At 60.4% G+C, this 18,490-nt stretch carries 18 protein-coding genes; 11 read left to right on the top strand and 7 right to left on the bottom strand.

The genetic code is table 11. The annotated features are described in order from the left end of the window. The first annotated feature begins 10 nt into the window (after positions 1–10). The 7 genes from V6B08_RS21950 (at position 11) to V6B08_RS18070 (ending at position 6,373) form a co-directional block, all read left to right on the top strand. The gene (locus V6B08_RS21950) at positions 11–448 is read left to right on the top strand and encodes an integrase core domain-containing protein (RefSeq protein ID WP_440588824.1); all 438 of its coding nucleotides are present in this window, start codon (positions 11–13) and stop codon (positions 446–448) included. A 175-nt stretch (positions 449–623) separates the two neighbouring features. After that, positions 624–1,355 carry an HAD domain-containing protein gene (locus V6B08_RS18045; protein WP_341983452.1) on the top strand — a complete coding sequence of 244 codons (732 nt, stop codon included), beginning with the start codon at positions 624–626 and terminating at the stop codon, positions 1,353–1,355. Beyond that, complete coding sequence (locus tag V6B08_RS18050; protein ID WP_341983453.1) at positions 1,352–1,999, top strand: hypothetical protein; 648 nt, start codon at positions 1,352–1,354, stop codon at positions 1,997–1,999. The genes V6B08_RS18045 and V6B08_RS18050 overlap by 4 nt, the downstream gene beginning before the upstream one ends. A 68-nt stretch (positions 2,000–2,067) precedes the next feature. Further along, on the top strand, positions 2,068–2,817 hold the full coding sequence (locus V6B08_RS18055) for a metallophosphoesterase family protein (protein ID WP_341983454.1): 750 nt from the start codon (positions 2,068–2,070) through the stop codon (positions 2,815–2,817). Between the two features lie 406 nt (positions 2,818–3,223). After that, the gene (locus V6B08_RS18060; protein ID WP_341983456.1) at positions 3,224–3,454 is read left to right on the top strand and encodes a hypothetical protein; all 231 of its coding nucleotides are present in this window, start codon (positions 3,224–3,226) and stop codon (positions 3,452–3,454) included. Between the two features lie 797 nt (positions 3,455–4,251). Further along, on the top strand, positions 4,252–5,055 hold the full coding sequence (locus V6B08_RS18065; RefSeq protein WP_341983459.1) for a crotonase/enoyl-CoA hydratase family protein: 804 nt from the start codon (positions 4,252–4,254) through the stop codon (positions 5,053–5,055). Positions 5,056–5,158: 103 nt separating this feature from the next. Further along, positions 5,159–6,373 carry a multidrug effflux MFS transporter gene (locus V6B08_RS18070; protein WP_341983461.1) on the top strand — a complete coding sequence of 405 codons (1,215 nt, stop codon included), beginning with the start codon at positions 5,159–5,161 and terminating at the stop codon, positions 6,371–6,373. Here the strand turns inward: V6B08_RS18070 and V6B08_RS18075 are convergent. Continuing rightward, positions 6,370–7,359, bottom strand: coding sequence for a glycosyltransferase family 2 protein (locus V6B08_RS18075; protein ID WP_341983463.1), 990 nt, complete (start codon positions 7,357–7,359; stop codon positions 6,370–6,372). The two genes, V6B08_RS18070 and V6B08_RS18075, sit on opposite strands and share 4 nt — an antisense overlap. A gap of 144 nt (positions 7,360–7,503) precedes the next feature. Between V6B08_RS18075 and V6B08_RS18080 the strand changes: the two genes are divergently transcribed. Beyond that, positions 7,504–7,836: a hypothetical protein gene (locus V6B08_RS18080; protein WP_341983466.1), complete on the top strand. Its 333-nt coding sequence runs from the start codon at positions 7,504–7,506 to the stop codon at positions 7,834–7,836. Between the two features lie 4 nt (positions 7,837–7,840). On the opposite strand, the gene V6B08_RS18085 is transcribed toward V6B08_RS18080, so the two are convergent. The 3 genes from V6B08_RS18085 to V6B08_RS18095 all read right to left on the bottom strand — a co-directional run bounded on the left by V6B08_RS18085 (position 7,841) and on the right by V6B08_RS18095 (position 9,567). Further along, positions 7,841–8,416, bottom strand: a complete 576-nt coding sequence (locus tag V6B08_RS18085; RefSeq protein ID WP_341983468.1) for a D-sedoheptulose-7-phosphate isomerase — start codon at positions 8,414–8,416, stop codon at positions 7,841–7,843. Beyond that, positions 8,413–8,973: a dTDP-4-dehydrorhamnose 3,5-epimerase gene (gene rfbC, locus V6B08_RS18090; RefSeq protein WP_341983470.1), complete on the bottom strand. Its 561-nt coding sequence runs from the start codon at positions 8,971–8,973 to the stop codon at positions 8,413–8,415. The genes V6B08_RS18085 and rfbC overlap by 4 nt, the downstream gene beginning before the upstream one ends. 87 nt (positions 8,974–9,060) lie before the next feature. Further along, the gene (locus V6B08_RS18095) at positions 9,061–9,567 is read right to left on the bottom strand and encodes a PAS domain-containing protein (protein ID WP_341983472.1); all 507 of its coding nucleotides are present in this window, start codon (positions 9,565–9,567) and stop codon (positions 9,061–9,063) included. A 119-nt stretch (positions 9,568–9,686) separates the two neighbouring features. On the opposite strand from V6B08_RS18095, the gene V6B08_RS18100 reads away from it, so the two are divergent. Beyond that, positions 9,687–10,427, top strand: a complete 741-nt coding sequence (locus V6B08_RS18100; protein WP_341983474.1) for an SDR family NAD(P)-dependent oxidoreductase — start codon at positions 9,687–9,689, stop codon at positions 10,425–10,427. 39 nt (positions 10,428–10,466) lie between these two features. After that, positions 10,467–10,799 carry a heat shock protein HspQ gene (gene hspQ / locus V6B08_RS18105; RefSeq protein WP_341983477.1) on the top strand — a complete coding sequence of 111 codons (333 nt, stop codon included), beginning with the start codon at positions 10,467–10,469 and terminating at the stop codon, positions 10,797–10,799. A gap of 43 nt (positions 10,800–10,842) precedes the next feature. On the opposite strand, the gene V6B08_RS18110 is transcribed toward hspQ, so the two are convergent. The 3 genes from V6B08_RS18110 to V6B08_RS18120 form a co-directional block, all read right to left on the bottom strand. Then, a complete protein-coding gene (locus V6B08_RS18110; RefSeq protein ID WP_341983479.1) occupies positions 10,843–12,813 on the bottom strand; it encodes a polysaccharide biosynthesis protein in 1,971 nt (656 codons plus the stop codon). 66 nt (positions 12,814–12,879) lie between these two features. Further along, the gene (rfbD, locus tag V6B08_RS18115; protein ID WP_341983481.1) at positions 12,880–13,761 is read right to left on the bottom strand and encodes a dTDP-4-dehydrorhamnose reductase; all 882 of its coding nucleotides are present in this window, start codon (positions 13,759–13,761) and stop codon (positions 12,880–12,882) included. A 2-nt stretch (positions 13,762–13,763) separates the two neighbouring features. Beyond that, positions 13,764–14,633, bottom strand: coding sequence for a WxcM-like domain-containing protein (locus V6B08_RS18120; protein WP_341983482.1), 870 nt, complete (start codon positions 14,631–14,633; stop codon positions 13,764–13,766). Between the two features lie 366 nt (positions 14,634–14,999). Here V6B08_RS18120 and V6B08_RS18125 point away from each other — a divergent pair. Then, positions 15,000–18,490 (top strand): M10 family metallopeptidase C-terminal domain-containing protein (locus V6B08_RS18125; protein WP_341983483.1); only part of this gene is annotated, 3,491 nt, incomplete at its 3' end.

Consider the following 18,490-nt stretch of genomic DNA (forward strand, 5'->3'; position numbering starts at 1 on the left):
ACATGAGTGATTGAGCATCTGCATCGCCCGCAGGCCCAAGGCGGTCGATGTAATCGACGTGCTGTCCGATCTATTCGTCTTGCGGGGCGTTCCTTGCTATATCCGATCCGACAATGGCCTGGAGTTCATTGCCCAGGCGATCCAGGACTGGATCGTTGCGGTCGGTGCAAAGATGGCCTACATCATACCGGGCGGCCCCTGGGAAATGGCTATGTCGAGAGCTTCAACGCCCGCCTGCGCGACGAACCCGCTCAATGGCGAGCTGTTCTACAGCCTGGCTAATGCCAGGATTGGCATCGAGGCATGGCGACAGCATTACAACACGGTCCGGCCGCATGCCTCGCTCCGCTACCGACCGCCAGCACCGGTGGGGCTTTGTCCAGGCAATGGCAGCGGGGGCGGCAGCGCTACCCCGGCCAGCTCTGCTGACCACGCTGCCATTGCCTGACACCCCACCGCTAAACTAAAATTGCAGACGGACCACTCAATGGGGGCCGGTCAGGGTATTCCTCGGGCATATGATCTGGCCCAGCTGCTGCATGAAAGAATAGGCCCTGTGATTGCGGTGGCTGCTTAGCTATGAGACCCTTCACAACACAAAAAAGCATCGAGCGCCCACCACTATGAAGGCCATTTTCCTCGATATAGACGGGGTACTGTTGCCTGGTCGAGCCCATCGTCTGCCTCCCGGCGCGTTTCCTGACCCCCGGATACACAGGTTTGATGCAGTCGCAGTCGATATGCTGCGCGAGCTTGTCACTGAGACAGGTGCCAAGCTGGTCTGGTCGACGTCTTGGAAGTCTCACGGAAGGCAGGTGCTTGATCGCATAGCACTGGCGAATGGAATTGAGCTTCCGTGGTTTCACGAGCATTCCGTCACGCCCAGCTTGCGCCACGACCGTCACGCTGAGATTGCGGCCTGGATCGCCGAACACGGACCGGCAGAATGGTTCGCGCTCGACGACGACGCAGACCTACAGGGCGAAGAAGCCGGAGTATTGCTCAATGATCCGCACGGGATGAGGCGGCCAAAGTTCAGTAGGTACGATGGCATCACCGCATCAATATATACGCAGGCGTCGTGTGTATTAGGCAGTGATCGCTTTGCTGCAAAATATCGCATTGGACGGGCAAAAGATGGCAGCTACCGACTTTTCATTGGATACCCCAAGACGCGACTGCGCCATATCTTGCCCGAGCGCATCATCGGCCCCTTCGTATTTGCGTCAGGCGTGTGGATGAAACTGACAATGGTATTGGATGATCAGGAGGCGCTGACTGAAACCGCATTAGCTGAGGGCGTGGATTTGTCTGATACCAAACTTGATCTTCATCTTTTGCTGGACAAACCATGAAGCGCATTGTGTTTGCAGACATTGAGGCATCTGCATTGCACCGAGGCTTCCCGATCGAGTTCGGCTGGGCCTGGGCTGAAAGTTCACATGTTGAGGCGCGCTCATTTCTTATCGCTCCAACAGATAGATGGCTGTCGCCAGAATATCATTGGGATCCTGCGGCGGAGCACATTCACGGGATCGGAATGGATATGCTGCGCCACTCAGGAAAACCGGTCGACGCCGCCTGTAGAACAATCAATGAAGCGCTTGTCGATTCAGAGATTTGCTTCGATACGGGTGCCGCCGGGATAGACAGTCGATGGCTTGATCAACTGTATGCCGAGAGCGGGGTCGAGAGAGTGTTACGGCTCGCCGCGACGTCCGCCGACATGCTGACGATCAACTCTGCGCATCGCTTGGGTATTGGTGACGTATCCTGGACGCTTTTAAAGAAACTGGCGCCGCCCATCCCGCATGCAGCAGCCGAGGATGCCGCGCATTGGGCGTGGTGGCAGATCGCTGTCGAGAGAGTTGCCGGTGCAGGGTTTGGGGGAATAGCCGATGGGTCTGATCTGGGATTGGATGTCTTACGCAGTGTAGTAGGCAGCATAGAAATATACTCAACGGGGCGTGCGCGGCAGATTGTACAGCCTGATATATGATCAGCTACTTTGCCAGCCTGCACGACGCCTGGGAAGCTGATCATCTCCTCCCTTAGAGAGTGTCTTCTGTGGGTTTTGATGTAAACCGCATCTTCTTTGTTGGCGACCCCCATGGGCAATGGGAGAGGATCGTGCCTGTTCTCATGGAGCATAGGCCCGCGGCCGCTGTACTCCTTGGCGATATGGAGTTGGTCCGTCCACTGCATGAAGAATTGGCTGCCGTGATAGCAGCAGGAATCGAGATTTACTGGATCCCGGGCAACCACGACGGCGATGAGCCGGAAATGTTTGATTGTTTGTTCGGCAGCGATCTATCGACCAACAATCTCTCTGGGAATGTTCGAGAGGTTTGCGGGCTTAACGTCGCTGGGCTGGGCGGGGTCTTTCGTCAGAAGATTTGGAATCCCAAGTCTCAGTCAGCGCCCAGACATAGGGATCGGAACAGCCTGTGTCATTCCGCTCAGCGGTTGGCACGGGATCCTGCGACAAGGGATGCCTTGCGGGATGGGATCCCGTTTCGCCATCACGTCGCCATCTGGCCGGAGGACTATGAGACATTGCGACAGCAGCAAGCAGACATCCTGGTTCTGCATGAGGCGCCAGAATGCCATCCGTTCGGATTTCGGACCCTCGGCGAGCTTGCTGAGGCGATGAAGGTGAGGCTGGTGATCCACGGGCATCACCACCAGAACTACCGTGGAACGACCGAATTCGGAGTTCCAGTGATCGGTGTTTCCCTTGCCGGTATCATCGACCAAGATGGTGAACTAATCTCGCCAGGGCTCGAAAGTTACCCGGTGACCCGAAAAGGTGATTAGTTTAGTTCCTTCAATTCATCCATTCGCGTAGGCAGTTCGTTTAGATTCGGGATGGATTTTCAGTCACCTGGCTTCTTATCAGGCATCACCATTGACCGAAGCAACATCTCGAGCTCAAAGGGCGTGGCGCTCAGGAGAGTTTCGCCAAAATCATTGGATTTGGGCCGAGCATAGCAATTCGCAAATCCTCCGTTTTCAATAATAATAACCACTTGCCGCCCCCAGACGCCTGCCGAATAGCCAGTCAATCAGGAATAATCAAAAAACAGGCGTCAAAAAATTCTATAGTGAAAGCCTGTAGCCGCACCCTACAGAGGGAACTTCTTTTGCTAAAAACGAGTTGGATATGTCAAGCATATACGATAGAATTTTATTGCATCTACAAGGTATTCGCGAGAGATTTCCCTTGAACAGCGGTAAATCGCAAGGGGACCAGGGCATTCATATTTCGCAAAATAGCGATTTCACTAATCACGGCGAACCACCGGAAATCGATGATGCCGGCTTGGTGGTCACGCCCTTAAAGATGCCTCGGGACCTGAGGAAAGAGCTTGATCTCTGGGCCAAGCGCCGCGGATTAAGCCGGTCGGCTGCGATTAATCTGCTGATCGCCAAAGGTGTTCGCGGACTGGATTGAAATGGGGGCCGGCTACACCGCCGCCTACATGCGAAGCCGGGCGGCAGGCTATTCTTCCGGCTTACATTCGAGCTGCCTCTTCACACAGTCGCCCACCTCGAGTTCGGCCCGCTGGCCGAGATAGGTCGGCTGAAACAAGGAGCCGCCTTCATAGGCATAGAGGTACCGCACCTCGATGAGGCTGTCGGCGCCACGGACAGCGAGGCAAATGCTGATAGCATGCCGCCATGAATCGGCTTTGGGAACATAGGCCCGCAGAACTTAGATGCTTCCCTTTGCCGCCTTAGCCAGGATCAATTTCTCCAGGGTCACGTCAGAGACCACTCAGCGCAACTCGGCATTCCCCCGTTTCAGTTCCTTCAGGTGCAATACATATTCAATCTTTAGCCTGCTCCCTGCCCTATCGATAATAAACCGCCTCGGTAACTCGGATAAAGAGATCCTCTCAGTGAGGCTTTGTCCATGAGGGGTAAGCGCCCACATGGAGGAGTTTTGTAACTACCTCTTCTTGGTTGATTTTTTATTTGCGTGGCATGCGTGTCCACTTAAGTCCAAAACATTACAAAAAGATCAACCACGTCATTGCTTGATCATCCTTCTGCCTCAAGGATTGGCGCCCATTGGTCATGCGCTTCGGCGGAAATATCAGAGCCTCTTCGCCGCCATCACTCCCGTCTTTCGGTAGCTGTAACGAGTTCGACCCCGAACTCTATATAATTTGAAGTTATTTATCTCTATAGAGCACTAATAGTTCCTGACGAATTTTGATACCTTTCTTGTTGGACCAGGAGGAAACCATGAGCGCAAAGGATGCGGTGATCTATGCCCAGGAGGGTGGCGTCGTCACTCTGACCCTGAACGAGCCGGACACCCGCAACGCCATCTCGCCGGCCATCGTCGATGGCATAACTTCTGCTTGCGCCCGGATCAATGCTGATATGAGCGTGTGCTGCGTGGTGATCACCGGCGCCGGCAAGTCCTTCTCTTCGGGCGGCAATGTGAAAGAGATGCGCGAACGCACCGGCCTGTTCGGCGGCACGCCACTGGAAGCCCGGCGCGGCTATCAGCACGGCATCCAGCGCATTCCGGAGGCGATGCAGGCCATCGAGGTGCCGACCATCGCGGCCGTGAACGGCCATGCTGTTGGCGCTGGCTGCGACCTCAGCATGATGTGCGACATCCGCGTCGCCGCCGAGGATGCAGAGTTTTCCGAAAGCTTCCTCCGCGTCGGGCTGATTTCCGGCGATGGCGGCGCGTGGTTCCTGCCGCGTGTGATCGGGTTGTCGCGGGCAATGGAGATGACCTTCACCTGCGACGTGATCAAGGCGCAGCAGGCCTTCGCCTGGGGCATGGTAAACCATGTGGTGCCGGTGGATAAGTTACTGCCGGAAGCGCAGAAGCTGGCAAAGCGTATTGCAGCGCAATCGCCGCAATCGCTGCGTTTGTCGAAGAAGCTGATCCGCGAAAGCTACGGTATTCCGCTGCGCGCCAGCCTGGAAATGGCCGCCGGCATGCAGGCCCTGGTGCAGAGCAGCCAGGACCAGAGCGAGGCGGTGACCGCCTTCTTCGAGAAACGGGCGCCAAAATTCGTCGGCAAGTGACTTTCCGCGACTGACTGCCGCCCCGTCGATTGACGCGGGGCGGTGGCCGGCTATGCTGCCGGCCTTCCCCGCCCCCGGCAGATCCCCCGCTCCCCGGCAGTCAATGTCCGCCTTGAGTCTCTCTCGCCCGTCGCTTGCGATTCTGATCGCCATGACGGCGCTCGGCCCCACCGCCCTGAACATCTTCATGGCGTCGATGCCGGGCATGGTGCAAGTGTTCAACACCGATTACGGCACCATTCAGCTCACACTCACGCTCTACCTCGTCGGCATGGCCTCGGCGCAGCTCGCCTATGGTCCGATTTCCGACCGCACTGGGCGCCGTCCTGCACTGCTTTGGGGCCTCGGCATTTACATCGCCGGCGGCCTGCTCTGCGCCGCCGCCTGGAATGTGGAAGTACTGATCTTTGGCCGCCTGCTGCAGGCTTTGGGCGGCTGCGCCGGCATTGTGCTGTCGCGCGCCATCGTGCGCGACATCTACGATCGCTCAGAATCGGCGGCGATGATTGGCTATATCACCATGGCTATGAGCCTGGCGCCGATGTTCGCCCCAGCTATCGGCGGCTATCTCGATTCCTGGATCAGCTGGCGCGCCAGCTTCGCGGTTTGCATGCTGTTTGGCGGCAGCGTCTTCCTCTGGGCCTATCTGCGCCTGCCGGAAACGCTGAAAGCCGGTGCCGAGACCATGCCAGCCGGCAGCATCCGTGCCTATATCGCCGATCATTTCACGTTGCTGCGCCACCCGGCCTTTCGTGGCTATGCCTTGCAGACCACCTTCGTTTCCGGTGTCTTCTTCTCCTTCATCACCGGCGCCCCCTTCGTGGTGATCACGGTGCTGAAGCTGCCACCCTCAACCTACGGCCTGTGGTTCATCCTGGTATCGCTGGGCTACATGCTCGGCAATTTTTCCACCGGCCGCCTGGTCCGACGGCTCGGCACCGACCGCATGTTTGCTGCCGGCGCCATCATCTCGATTGTCGGTTCCAGCCTGATCGCATTGTTCGGTTTCCTCAATATCGTTACCCCGGAAACGGTTTTCCTGCCCATGGCCGTTGTGGCGGTGGCGAATGGCATCACGCTGCCCAATGGCATTGCCGGCGCCATCTCGGTGAATCCGAAGCTTGCCGGCACGGCGGCGGGCCTGGTCGGCGCCATGCAGATGGGCATGGGTGCGGTGGCGACCCAGATCGTCGGCCATTGGCAGGACGTGCAACCAAACCAGTTTCCGATGGTGCTGACCATGCTGGGCATGTCACTGGCGGCAGGTATCACCTGCCTGATCAGCGCCAAAGCGCGCGGCCAAATCTCGAAAAGCTAAAGCCTATTCGCCGGTGCGCGGGTCAGGTACTCGCGCAGATCCCAGGTGAGAGCACGGGCGATAGCCCAGAGCGAGGCGCGACGACGCGCCTGGATTTTACGGCGCGCCAACCACACGCGGCCAAGGCCAGCCAGGCCGTCGCCGATGCCACGTGCAACCGTGCCACCCATGCCGCGCGACAATGCCCGTAGCCACAGAAGCAGCAGCACGATGAGGTGCAGCGGCATCAGCGGCCAGAAGATCGGCCAGGGCATGTTCTTGACGAAACACCAGATCAAGTTACGGGTGCCGTGGTAACGCGCGAAGGCGGAACCGGCGCCGCCTGAGGAAATGCTGCCGACATGGCGCACCACAGCGGCCGGCACCTGAATGCAGGTCTCCCCCTGCAGGCGCAGGCGGAAGCCGAGATCGACGTCCTCGACATAGCAGAAGAAACTTTCATCGAAGCCACCTGCCGCCTCGAAGGCATCGCGGCGGCATAGCGAAGCGGCGGCACAGGCGGTGAACACTTCGCCTTCGGCCATTTTTAAGCTGGCGGGCCAGCCATGGCCGCCGCGCCAGGGCAGGCCGAGGCACAAATAGCGGTCGCCGGCACCATCGAGGATGGCAGGATCGCCATCATCCAGTTGCTGCGAACCGAACAGCGCCACACCGGGATGGCGAACCACCGCGTCGAGCAGTTTGCCAAGCCAGTCCGGCGCCGCTATCGCATCGGGGTTGAGGAATGCCAACCAGGGCGCGCGGGCCTTCGCCGCCAGGCGGTTGTTGCCGGCGGCGAATCCGAGATTGACGCCGGCCTCCTCGAAATGGAAACGCGGATCGCCGCTTGCTGCCTGCTGGGCCAGCGCCCATGAGTCATCATTCGACGCATTATCGAGCAGCAGCACTTCGAAATTCGACGAATCTTGACGGCGCAGTGCCTCGATACAGCGGGCCAAATGCCTGCCGGCGTTGAAGTTCACGATCAGTATGCTGGCGGCGACCATGCTGCATCATGAATTCCTCGTAACACCCTGCCAAGCCCCGTTGACCATTCCGGGGCGGATTGTTAGGGATAGATCACGGCAGCACGGCATTCCCCGCCACGCTGGCGGCCAGAATGGTCAGATTTGGAATGCACGAGGCAGTGCGTGGCGCTTAACGATCTGCAGCGGGCCGGAATTACCGGCATATTGGTCCTGGCAGGGCTTGGCGCTGCCGGTATGGTCGGGGCCAATGCGATCAAGAGCTACGAGCAGAGCAAGCGGGCTGAGATTCATTATATCCCAGGCTCGAATATCGAGGCGCCAGACCGTCGCGAATGCCTCAACGAGGCACTCAAAACCATGACCAAGTTCAATCGCCAGGCAATTTACAACGCCAATGTCGATTGCGAATTACAGATCCAGTCGCTCGAAGGCCATATCGAGATGACCAAGCGTGGCGATGCACCGCCGGCTGCGGCGGGCACTGCTTCACGCTGAATCTTCAAGCCGCGAAGGCGGCTTCGATCTTTTCGCAGATATAGTGATACAGGCAGATATGCACCTGCTGGATCAGCGGCGTGTGGCGCGAAGGCGCGGCGAGCAGGATATCGGCTTCCGCCGCCAGTTTGCCGCCACCTTCTCCCGTCAGCGCCAGCACAGTCATGCCGCGCTTGCGCGCTTCCTTGGCCGCCAGCACCACATTCGGCGAATTGCCTGACGTGCTGATGCCCCAGAACACGCCGCCGGACTGGCCATAGGCTTCGACCTGGCGCGAGAACACCGTCTCGTAGCTGTAGTCATTGGCCCAGGCGGTGAGCACCGAGGGATTGTCGGAAAGGCAGATGCAGCGCAGGGCCGGGCGTTCCTTGAGAAACCGCCCCACCAGTTCGCCGGTGATATGCATGGCATCGGCAGCCGAGCCGCCATTGCCGCAGACCAGCAGCGGCTTGTCGGCTTTCAGCGCCGCAACCACCGCCGCCACTGCCTTGGCAACGCCATCTTCAAGCGCCGGGCTGGCGGCCAGCCGCAGGATTTCAGCGGAATGCAACAGGTAGTCGTTGAGCGAAGTCTGGGTCATGGAAACAGGTCCGGTTGCTGAGCCAGCGGTGGATGCAGGCCATCCTTGGGAGAGATCACGGCGGAGGCAGGATCGACCGGCCAGGCAATGCCAAGCGCTGGATCATGCCACAGAATGCCACGTTCCTGCGCCGGGGCATAATAGGCATCCACCTTGTAAAAAATCTCGGCATTGTCCTCGAGGGTGCAGAAGCCGTGGGCGAAACCGGCCGGAATGTAGAAATGCTCCGGCGTGTCGGCCGACAGTTCGACCGCGACATGCTGGCCGAAGGTGGGCGATGAACGCCGGATGTCCACCGCCACCGAGAGCACGCGGCCGCGCAGGGCCTGGATTAGCTTGGCCTGGGCGTGGGGCGGCAACTGATAATGCATGCCGCGCACAGTGCCGCGCGGCACCGACTGGGAATGGTTGTCCTGCACAAAAGTATTGGTGATGCCAAACGCCGCCATGTCCGCCTGGCTGTAGGTCTCGGCGAACCAGCCGCGATTGTCGCCGAAGCGGCGGCCGGTCAGTTTGAGCGGACCTTCGATATCGAAACGGGTGACGGTGATCTGCATTGAATCGGGCGCTGTATCGGGCTGGGCGGCAGGTGGCGGATGCCCCTGTTAGTAGTCGGTTCGCCCAGCCCCCGCAACTGGCGGGCCTTAATCCGGGCCGTAGCGCAGATGCTCCCACAGCCAGTAGCCGAGCAGAAAGGCACCCTCGCCGGCATCGTTCAGCAGGGGGGCCAGAATGCGGCTGTAGCCCATATGGCGGCGGCTCGGGTCGGTGCTGGGGCGGCGCCAGTAATGCGGCTCCCGGCCGGCCAGCAGACGGGCATAAAGCGGTTCCACCACGGCCATTTCCGCTGCCGGATGCAGATCATCGAAATACAGCCCGGTATGCTCTCGCCCATTGGCCACCAGATGGTCGGTGCCGAGCAGGCGATAGCGGTAGCGCACCCGGCCATCGGGCTGTGCCAGGGCTTCGATCAGGCCGAGGCCCGGCAGGATGCGGGCCGGCATGTCGAGTGGATCAATGTCCCGGCGCAGGGGCGGACGGCCATCGGGGCCGCAATGCTGCCGCCAATAGGCCAGGAACAGCGCCAGCGGCTCAGGCAGGCTTTCCGGCCATTCCTGGGTAGCGCGCATAATCGGCGGCTTATCATCCATCGCATCAGCCTATGACGGACCAGAGCCGCGGTCGAGTGAATGACTTGAGCGCTCCAGCTCTGGCGAATCCATCATATCTGATATATGAGAAAGGCAAAATCAACGGGAGAGATGCCACCATGAACCAGATCGACCTCAAGGGCCGCCGTGCCGTCGTTACCGGCGGCGCGCAGGGTATTGGCCGCGCCGTCAGCGAACGGCTGCTTGCCTCCGGCGCCAGCGTGGCGATCTGGGACCGCGATGCCGCCCTGGCAGCGGCCGTGGCCAAGGAAATCGGCGCCCAGGCGGTGGCGGTGGATGTGACCGACTATGCCGCCGTGGAACAGGCGGTGCGCGACACGGCCGCCAAACTCGGCGGCATCGACCTGCTGGTGAATAATGCTGGCATCGCCGGCCCCAACGGCCCGGTGCATGAATACCCGCTGGATGCCTGGAAGGCAGTGATCGACCTGGACCTCAACGGCGTATTCTATTGCTGCCGCGCCGTGGTGCCGCTGATGCTGGCGCAGAAATTCGGCCGCATCGTCAATATCGCCTCAATCGCCGGAAAAGAGGGCAATCCCAATGCGGGTGCCTATTCGGCGGCCAAAGCCGGCGTGGTGGCGCTGACCAAATCGCTCGGCAAGGAACTGGCCGGGCACGATATCGCGGTCAATTGCGTAACGCCGGCAGCGGCGAAAACCCGCATTTTCGACCAGATGGCGCAGACCCATATTGACTACATGCTGTCGAAGATTCCGCGCGGACGCTTCGTGCTGGTTGAGGAAGTGGCGGCGATGGTGGCCTGGCTGCTGTCGGCGGAGAATTCCTTCACCACTGGCGCCGTGTTCGACTTGAGCGGTGGACGCGCTACCTATTAAACTGCAGGTCAGCGTAATCATGGCGGGACAGCAGGCAGGATGCCGCAAAGCAGGGAAGCGAAGTTTTCAATTGGCGATGTCGTGCGGCATCGCCTCTTCCCGTTCCGTGGCGTGATCTTCGACGTCGACCCGGTATTCAACAATACCGAGGAGTGGTGGCTGGCAATCCCCGCCGACATGCGCCCGCGCAAGGACCAGCCGTTCTACCATTTGCTGGCCGAGAATGCCCAGACCAGCTACCAGGCTTATGTTTCGGAGCAGAACCTGCTGCCCGATGCCGAGAGCGGCCCGGTGAACCACCCCGATGTGCCGAAGTATTTCGACGGCTATCGCGACGGTCATTACATCTGGCGCGGCGGCAGCCGCATGTAGCGGCAGACGCGCCTAAGCTATCCAGCCCTTATCCTGACCCAGCTTACTTATCCTGACCGTGCGGCGCGTGCTGGAATTCCGGCACCAGACTTTTCAGCAATGCCAGCGCACGGGCGGCATCGCGGGCTTGCACGGCGGCTGAGAGCGCATCCAGTGCACGGCCGAGTTCGGCGGCATCAAGGATGCGTGGTGCCGCCAGCAGGATACCTTGGCTTGGCGTCGGCACCAGGGTTTCCGACTGGTGCAGCACTTCCTCGTAGAGCTTCTCGCCCGGCCGCAGCCCGGTATAGACAATCTTGATATCGGCTTCGGGCTTTAAGCCCGCCAGCCGGATCATCTGCCGTGCCAGATCCTGAATGCGCACCGGCTCGCCCATGTCGAGCACGAAGATCTTGCCGGCCGCATGCACCGCCTCCGCCGGCATGGCGGCAGCCTGCAGGATCAGTTCCACTGCCTCGCGCGTAGTCATGAAGAAACGTGTTACTTCCGGATGGGTGACGGTGAGCGGCCCGCCCTGCTGCAACTGGCGCTGGAACAGCGGCACCACCGAACCGGACGAGCCCAGCACATTGCCGAAGCGGACGGTGACGAAGCGGGTCGGCGCCGCCGCTTCACTGGCGGCGATATCCAGGCTCTGCGCCACCATCTCGGCGACACGCTTGCTGGCGCCCATCACGTTGGTCGGGTTCACCGCCTTGTCGGTGGAGATCAGCACCATGACGCCGACCTTGTGGCGCAAGGCCGCTTCCGCCACCACGCGGGTACCAAAGGCATTGGTCTGCACCGCTTCCTCGATATTCGCCTCGGTCAGCGGCACATGCTTGTAGGCGGCGGCGTGCAGCAGGATTTCCGGCTGCGTCTCGGCCAAAACGCGCTCGACGCGCTCGGGCTGACGCACATCGCCAAGCAGGGCGCGACGCGGCAGACTGGGCCAGCGCTCGGCAAGCTCGAGGTCGATCTGGTAGAGCGCATGCTCGCCCTGCTCGAACAGAATGATTTCAGCCGGCGCGAGATCGGCTACCTGGCGGGTAAGCTCGGAGCCAATGGTGCCGCCGGCACCGGTGATCAGCACGCGGCGGCCCTTGATCAGGCGCTGCACCGCCTCGCGGTCCAGCACTTTCTGCGGCCGGCCGAGCAAGTCCTCAATATCCACCGGGCGCAGGTCCCGCGCACCCAGGGATTGCCCTCCCGGGGATTGCTCGCCCTGGCGCTGGAAATCGGTGAGCCGTGGCAGCCGAGATACTGTGAGCCCCCGCTGGTTCGCCAGTTCGAGCAAAGCCGCCATCTGCTCGCGCTCCGGCCGCATGTCGGCCAGGATCAGGCGGCGCGGGCGGTCATGATCGCCAAAGCGGGCCAGCACCGCGTCCAGTTCATCAATGCTGCCAAGCACGCGCACACCGCGGATGTCTCGGCCCTGGCGGGCTTCCTTGGCATCGACAATGCCGACAACGCGATAGCCGGACTGGCGGTTGCGGTCCATTTCGCGGATGAAGGCATCGGCGGCAGCACCTGAGCCGACCAGCAGCACCGGCACGCGGGTATCCACCTCGCGCTTCAAGGCCTGCATCAGGCTGCCATCCTTCCAGGAGCGGTAGAGCAGGCGCGGCCCGGCCAGCAGCAGGCAAAGCAGGCCATACTGGATCACCACGGCGCTGCGCGGATAATCCTGCAGACGCGAAATCCAGAACAGCAACGGCAGGAAGATCAGCAGCGCCAGGGCGCTGGCTTTCATGATTGCTGCCATATCGCGCAGCGAGGCATAATGCCAAATGCCGCGATACAGCCCCATGACCTGGAATACCACCGCCGCCAGCACCGTGAAGAGCAAGGTATGTTCGGGATGGCCCAGCCAGACGTAATCATAGTCGGCCAGCCAGTAGCGGAGCGCCAGCGCACCCTCGAAGGATAGCGCCGCCATGACGATATCGTGCAGGGCGACGACGGCGATGCGGGAATTGAAGCGGAGCATCAGTGGCTGCAGGGCAAAACGGCGGTTTTCCAGATTGGCGGCCATCTTAGCCGGGGCTGGCCGGGGCGGCTATGGCCGGCGCCAGCCGATCCAAGGATTTATCTGCCCGCGCTAGCTGCTGGCATATAGCTCGTCGACCAGCGTCGCCAGCGACCGGCGCCAATCCGGCACCGATATGCCATGCACGCGCTCAAGCTTGGCGCCATCCAGCCGCGAATTCGCAGGGCGCGGTGCTGGCAGCGGGTATTCGGCACTGGTGATTGCCGTGACTTTCGGCTGCCTGCCGCCATGGCGTGCCGATTCGGCGATGATGGCGCAGGCAAAGTCATGCCAGCTGACATGCGGCTGGCCGGCGAAATGGAAAATACCGAACTGTGCCGGATCGTGGCTCGTGGCAATGCGGTCAGCCAGCCGCCAACAGGCGGCGGCGATATCGGCGGCCATGGTCGGGCCGCCGAACTGATCGGCGACCACGCGCAATTCGTCGCGCTCGGCTGCCAGCCGCAGCATGGTCTTGACAAAATTGCTCCGGAACGGACTCACCACCCAGGCGGTGCGCAGGATCAGATGACGTGGCAAGGCAGCCCGCACCGCCTGCTCCCCGGCCAGCTTGCTGGCGCCATAGACCGAGAGCGGCATCACCGGATCATCCTCGCGCCATGCCTTAGTGCCGCTACCATCGAACACATAGTCCGTAGAGAGATGCAGCAGCGCAGCTCCTGTCTCAGCGCAGGCCAGCGCCAGATGCCCAGGCGCTTCGCCATTGACCGCGAAGGCCAATTCCCGTTCAGTCTCCGCCTTATCCACCGCCGTGTAAGCAGCGGCATTGATCACCACACGCGGTTTCAATTCAGCGACACATCGCGCCACGGCCGCAGCATCGGTGATATCCAGTGCCGCGCGATCAACGAACACGGCATCGCGGCCGACCGCATGGCGCTGCAATTCCTGGCCTACCTGACCCAAAGCCCCGGTGACGAGGATGTCAGCCACGCTCAGGCCGGCTTGGCGGCGACGACACGGACAAAATCAGCGTAGTCGCGGATATAATCGGTGGGATCGTAAGGATCGGAAGCAAACACCAGCAGCACGCCATCGGCCGAATACTTGTACTGGATGCCCCAGGTCAGCGGCGGCAGGTAGATTCCCATGTCGGGCGAATCGAGCATCACCTCGGTGCGGTTGATGCCGTCATCGGCGACAATGGCGCAACTGCCATGCAGGCAGACCAAGAACTGATGGCAGCGGTAATGCGCATGTTCGCCGCGCGTCTTTTCGCTCGGCACATTGAACACTGCGAACCAGCGTTGCGGCGCGAAGGGTACATCCTTCGGAATATCCGCAACTGCCAGATCGCCGCGCATGTCGCGCACTTTCTTGAAGCGATGCAGCGTCACATCGCCGACACCAATGCGGATACTGTCCTGGCCCGGCGGAAAGTTCGGATTGAACTGCTCCGGCTCGCGCGCCAGGCCGAGCGCATGGGTAGAGACATAGCCGGTGATGCGGATCGGCGAGCCACTAACAATCGCATAGGGCGGCACATTCTGCGCCACCACCGAGCCCGGCATCACCACGGCTCCGGCACCGATATTGACACCGCGGCTGATCACACTGCCAGCGCCGATGCGGGCGCCAGCGCCGATCTCGATGGCGCCGCCGGCAACGGCCTCATCGAAGACCACGCCCGGCCCCAAACTTGCGCCATGGCCGATGCGAATGCCGCCCCAGACCTGGGTAAAGCCGTGCAGCACGCAATCTTCGGCGATTTCGGCGCCAGGATAGATCACCACATGGTCGCCAACCCTGGCAGAGGCGGCAACGGTGGCGCCATCTATTACGATGGCAGTGGCGGCTTTGGTCATGCAAGCGCTCCATCCTAAGGCACGGATCGCTTAGGATATTCATCACAGGGCCAGATGCTCGGCATCGGATAGCCAGGCACCACAAAATGATGTCTATTGTTAGGCGGTTGCCGCCACGCCGGCAATATCAGCCAAGCGCTGGCAGGCAGCACTATGGCTCGAGCTTATCCACTATAAATAATGGAAATATTAAGATAAAATACAACTATTGATTGACATTGCCGCCACCACCTCACATATACTGATGTGTGCAACAATCCATACTTCATCCTGGCCTGGGCTTAATTGATGGTCGCCGAACCAAATGCGTTCTCCGAGCCAACGGCCCTTCCCCGGGTTAGTTTAATTTTCGGCGCGCCCACCAATGTGGACGGCATACTAAACCAGACATCGCAATTATACTGGAATTACAGTTCGGCGCTCGGCACCGGCGTAACTCTCACCTACAGCTTCATGACCTCTGTGCCAACGCGCTATGCCCAATTGGATGCGCAGCCGGGCAGCGATGGCGACTACGTTTCCACTGTCAGCACTGGCTTCTCGGCCTTCACCACGGCGCAGCGCAATGTGGTCTCGCAGATATTCGCGTTGATCGCCGAGGTTACCAACATCATCTTTACCGAGGTGAACTTTAACCCAAATGCGAAGAGCAGTATTTCCTTCGGCAATTTCAATATCGACGCCACTGCGCTGGCCGGCGCTGCAGCCTTCGCCTTCTATCCGAACTCGCAGCCCGTGGGTGGCGACATCGATGTCGGCGGTGACATCTTTGTCGACAATGATTACACCAATTCGAGCTACACTGGCACAGCATTCCAGAAATACAGCTACCTCACCATCCTGCATGAAGTCGGCCACGCGCTCGGCCTGAAGCATCCGGGCAATTACAATGGCCTCGAGGAAGGTCCGTTCCTGCCCTCGAACCTGGACAACAACCAGTACACGGTAATGTCCTACTACGATCACCCGAGCTACACCTATGAAGGCGGCAACTATCAGGCGCCGCTGACGCCGATGTTACTCGATATCGCGGCATTGCAATTGGTCTATGGCGCCAACGCCAGCACGCGTTCGGGCAACACTATTTACGATGCCACATGGTTCACCAAAGATGTCATCCGCACCCTCTGGGATGCCGGTGGCACCGACACCATCGACCTGACCGGCCTCAGCGGCAGCAATACGATCAACCTCAATGCCGGCAGCTTCAGCAGCATCTACACCAGCGGCAGCAACAATATCGCCATAGCCTATGGCGCCAATATCGAGAATGCCATAGGCGGCAGCGGCAACGATACCATCACCGGCAACACCCTGAACAACGTGCTGACCGGCGGCGCCGGCAACGACACAATCAATGGCGGCGACGGCGATGACACCATCGTCTTTGTCGGTGGCGACGGCACAGACACCGTAAATGGGGGCCACGGCGTTGATACAATCGATCTGTCGGCACTGAGCAGCGGCTTGACGGCGACCTCGAAAACCAACATTGCCGGTCACAGTATCAGCAATGTCGAATACCTGATCGGCACGGCCTATGCCGACAACTTCAAGAATACCGGTTCGATTTATATTTATGGCCGGGGCGGTGACGACACCTATTACCGCTCAACCGGAGGCACCATTCTCTCCAGCGCGGTCGCTGGCGAATTCCATGGTGGCGATGGCTTCGACACCGTGGATTTTTCATTGGCGACCACGGCATTGAATATATTCAGCAGTTATGATGCGCTGAGCGGCCTCGAGATCGAGCGTATCGTCGGCACCGCTTATGACGACGTGTTGACCGGTATTGCCACGGTTTATAATGCCGGCGCAGGCAACGACATCATCAAAGGCCACGGCGGCAATCAGAAAATCTACGGCGAAGCAGGCAACGACATTCTCTATGCCTATTTCGAAACTCGCGGCGAGCAGGCTGGGAAGTACGACAACAACGCTAAAGATCTACTGGATGGCGGCGATGGCGACGACATTCTTGTTGTAAGCGGCGGCACCCATACCTTGATTGGCGGCGCCGGCACTGACACGATCGACTATTCACCCGTTTCGAACAACATCTATGTCGACCTTTCCGCGGGCACTGGATCTGGCGGCACCAATACAACACTTACCCAGATCATATCCGGTGTCGAAAACATTGTCGGCTCCTTTGGGTCTGATTTCATTTTTGGCGATGCCTCAGCCAACCATCTGATCGGCAATAGCGGCAATGATGAACTGCGCGGTGAAGCAGGCAACGACATACTCTATGGCGGCAATGGAGACGACATCCTGCGCGGCGGTGCTGGCGCCGATATCATGGATGGCGGTGCCGGCATCGACACTGCCAGTTATCAGGCCGCCATGGCGGGCGTGATCGTTAGTCTACTGGACTGCAAGGGCACCGGCGGCGAGGCGGCCGGCGACAGCTTACTGAGTTTTGAAAACCTGCGCGGCTCGGCTTACGCCGATACACTGATCGGCGACGCAAATGCAAATTACATCGATGGCGGCACCGGGGCCGACAGCATCGATGGCGGTGCCGGCAATGATGTCGCCGGCTATACCAGATCGGTGGCCGCCATTACCATCAACCTGACAACCGGCACCGGGCATGGCGGCGATGCCGAAGGCGACACATTGCTCCGCATCGAGGGCGTTGTCGGCTCTGCTTTTGACGATTCCATCACCGGCAGCGCCGGCGCCGACTCGCTGCTTGGAGATGTCGGTCACGACCATTTCAACGGCGCCGCCGGGGCCGATTATATCGATGGCGGCGCCGGTAACGACACGATCTACTACTCCGCTTCGCTTGCCGGGGTGACCATCAATCTGGGCACCGGCACCGGTATCGGCGGCGATGCCCAGGGTGATACGCTGGTCAGCATTGAGCGTGTCTTTGGCTCCGGCTTCGACGACACCCTTACAGGCAGCAGCAGCGGCGAATACCTGGCCGGCGATATCGGCAACGACACCCTCATCGGCGGGGCTGGCGCGGATTATCTTGATGGCGGCAGCGGCAGCGACAGCATCAAGTATACCGGCTCTGCGGCCGCCGTCAGCATCAACCTAGGCACTGGCACGGGCAGCGGTGGCGATGCCCAGGGCGACATCCTGGTTAGCATCGAATGGGTTTACGGTTCCGCCTTCGACGACAGCCTCGTTGGCAGCGCAGGCAACGACTACCTGTATGGCGAAACCGGCCATGACCATTTCAACGGCTCCGCCGGGGCGGATTATATCGATGGCGGTGCCGGCAACGATTCGGTTTACTACTCTGCCTCATCTGCCGGCGTCACCATCAATCTCACCACAGGCACGGGGCTGGGCGGCGATGCCCAGGGCGACACGCTGGTTGGCATCGAGCGCGTCTATGGCTCGGCCTCCGACGACAGCCTTACCGGCAGTGCCGCCGCCGAATTGCTGATAGGCGGCGACGGCAACGATCACTTCAATGGGGCCGCGGGCGCCGATTATATCGATGGCGGCGCCGGCATCGACACAGTGTATTATTCCGCCTCCGCCGCCGGTGTCACCATCAATCTCACCACAGGCACGGGGCTGGGCGGCGATGCCCAGGGCGACACGCTGGTTGGCATCGAGCGCGTCTATGGCTCGGCCTCCGACGACAGCCTGACCGGCAGCGCCGCTGCCGAATTGCTGGTGGGCGGCGGCGGCCATGACCATTTCAACGGCTCCGCCGGGGCGGATTATATCGATGGCGGTGCCGGCAACGATTCGGTTTACTACTCTGCCTCATCTGCCGGCGTCACCATCAATCTCACCACAGGCACGGGGCTGGGCGGCGATGCCCAGGGCGACACGCTGGTTGGCATCGAGCGCGTCTATGGCTCGGCCTCCGACGACAGCCT

The organism is Ferrovibrio sp. MS7, from assembly GCF_038404985.1.
GTDB lineage: Bacteria > Pseudomonadota > Alphaproteobacteria > Ferrovibrionales > Ferrovibrionaceae > Ferrovibrio > Ferrovibrio plantarum.

What these genes read in the sequence shown, in the direction of transcription:
- V6B08_RS18045 (WP_341983452.1), top strand. Translation starts at nt 624, where the DNA reads ATGAAGGCCATTTTCCTCGATATAGACGGGGTACTGTTGCCTGGTCGA.
- V6B08_RS18050 (WP_341983453.1), top strand. Translation starts at nt 1,352, where the DNA reads ATGAAGCGCATTGTGTTTGCAGACATTGAGGCATCTGCATTGCACCGA.
- V6B08_RS18065 (WP_341983459.1), top strand. Translation starts at nt 4,252, where the DNA reads ATGAGCGCAAAGGATGCGGTGATCTATGCCCAGGAGGGTGGCGTCGTC.
- V6B08_RS18070 (WP_341983461.1), top strand. Translation starts at nt 5,159, where the DNA reads ATGTCCGCCTTGAGTCTCTCTCGCCCGTCGCTTGCGATTCTGATCGCC.
- V6B08_RS18075 (WP_341983463.1), bottom strand. Translation starts at nt 7,359, where the DNA reads ATGGTCGCCGCCAGCATACTGATCGTGAACTTCAACGCCGGCAGGCAT.
- V6B08_RS18085 (WP_341983468.1), bottom strand. Translation starts at nt 8,416, where the DNA reads ATGACCCAGACTTCGCTCAACGACTACCTGTTGCATTCCGCTGAAATC.
- rfbC (WP_341983470.1), bottom strand. Translation starts at nt 8,973, where the DNA reads ATGCAGATCACCGTCACCCGTTTCGATATCGAAGGTCCGCTCAAACTG.
- V6B08_RS18095 (WP_341983472.1), bottom strand. Translation starts at nt 9,567, where the DNA reads ATGGATGATAAGCCGCCGATTATGCGCGCTACCCAGGAATGGCCGGAA.
- V6B08_RS18100 (WP_341983474.1), top strand. Translation starts at nt 9,687, where the DNA reads ATGAACCAGATCGACCTCAAGGGCCGCCGTGCCGTCGTTACCGGCGGC.
- hspQ (WP_341983477.1), top strand. Translation starts at nt 10,467, where the DNA reads ATGCCGCAAAGCAGGGAAGCGAAGTTTTCAATTGGCGATGTCGTGCGG.
- V6B08_RS18110 (WP_341983479.1), bottom strand. Translation starts at nt 12,813, where the DNA reads ATGGCCGCCAATCTGGAAAACCGCCGTTTTGCCCTGCAGCCACTGATG.
- V6B08_RS18120 (WP_341983482.1), bottom strand. Translation starts at nt 14,633, where the DNA reads ATGACCAAAGCCGCCACTGCCATCGTAATAGATGGCGCCACCGTTGCC.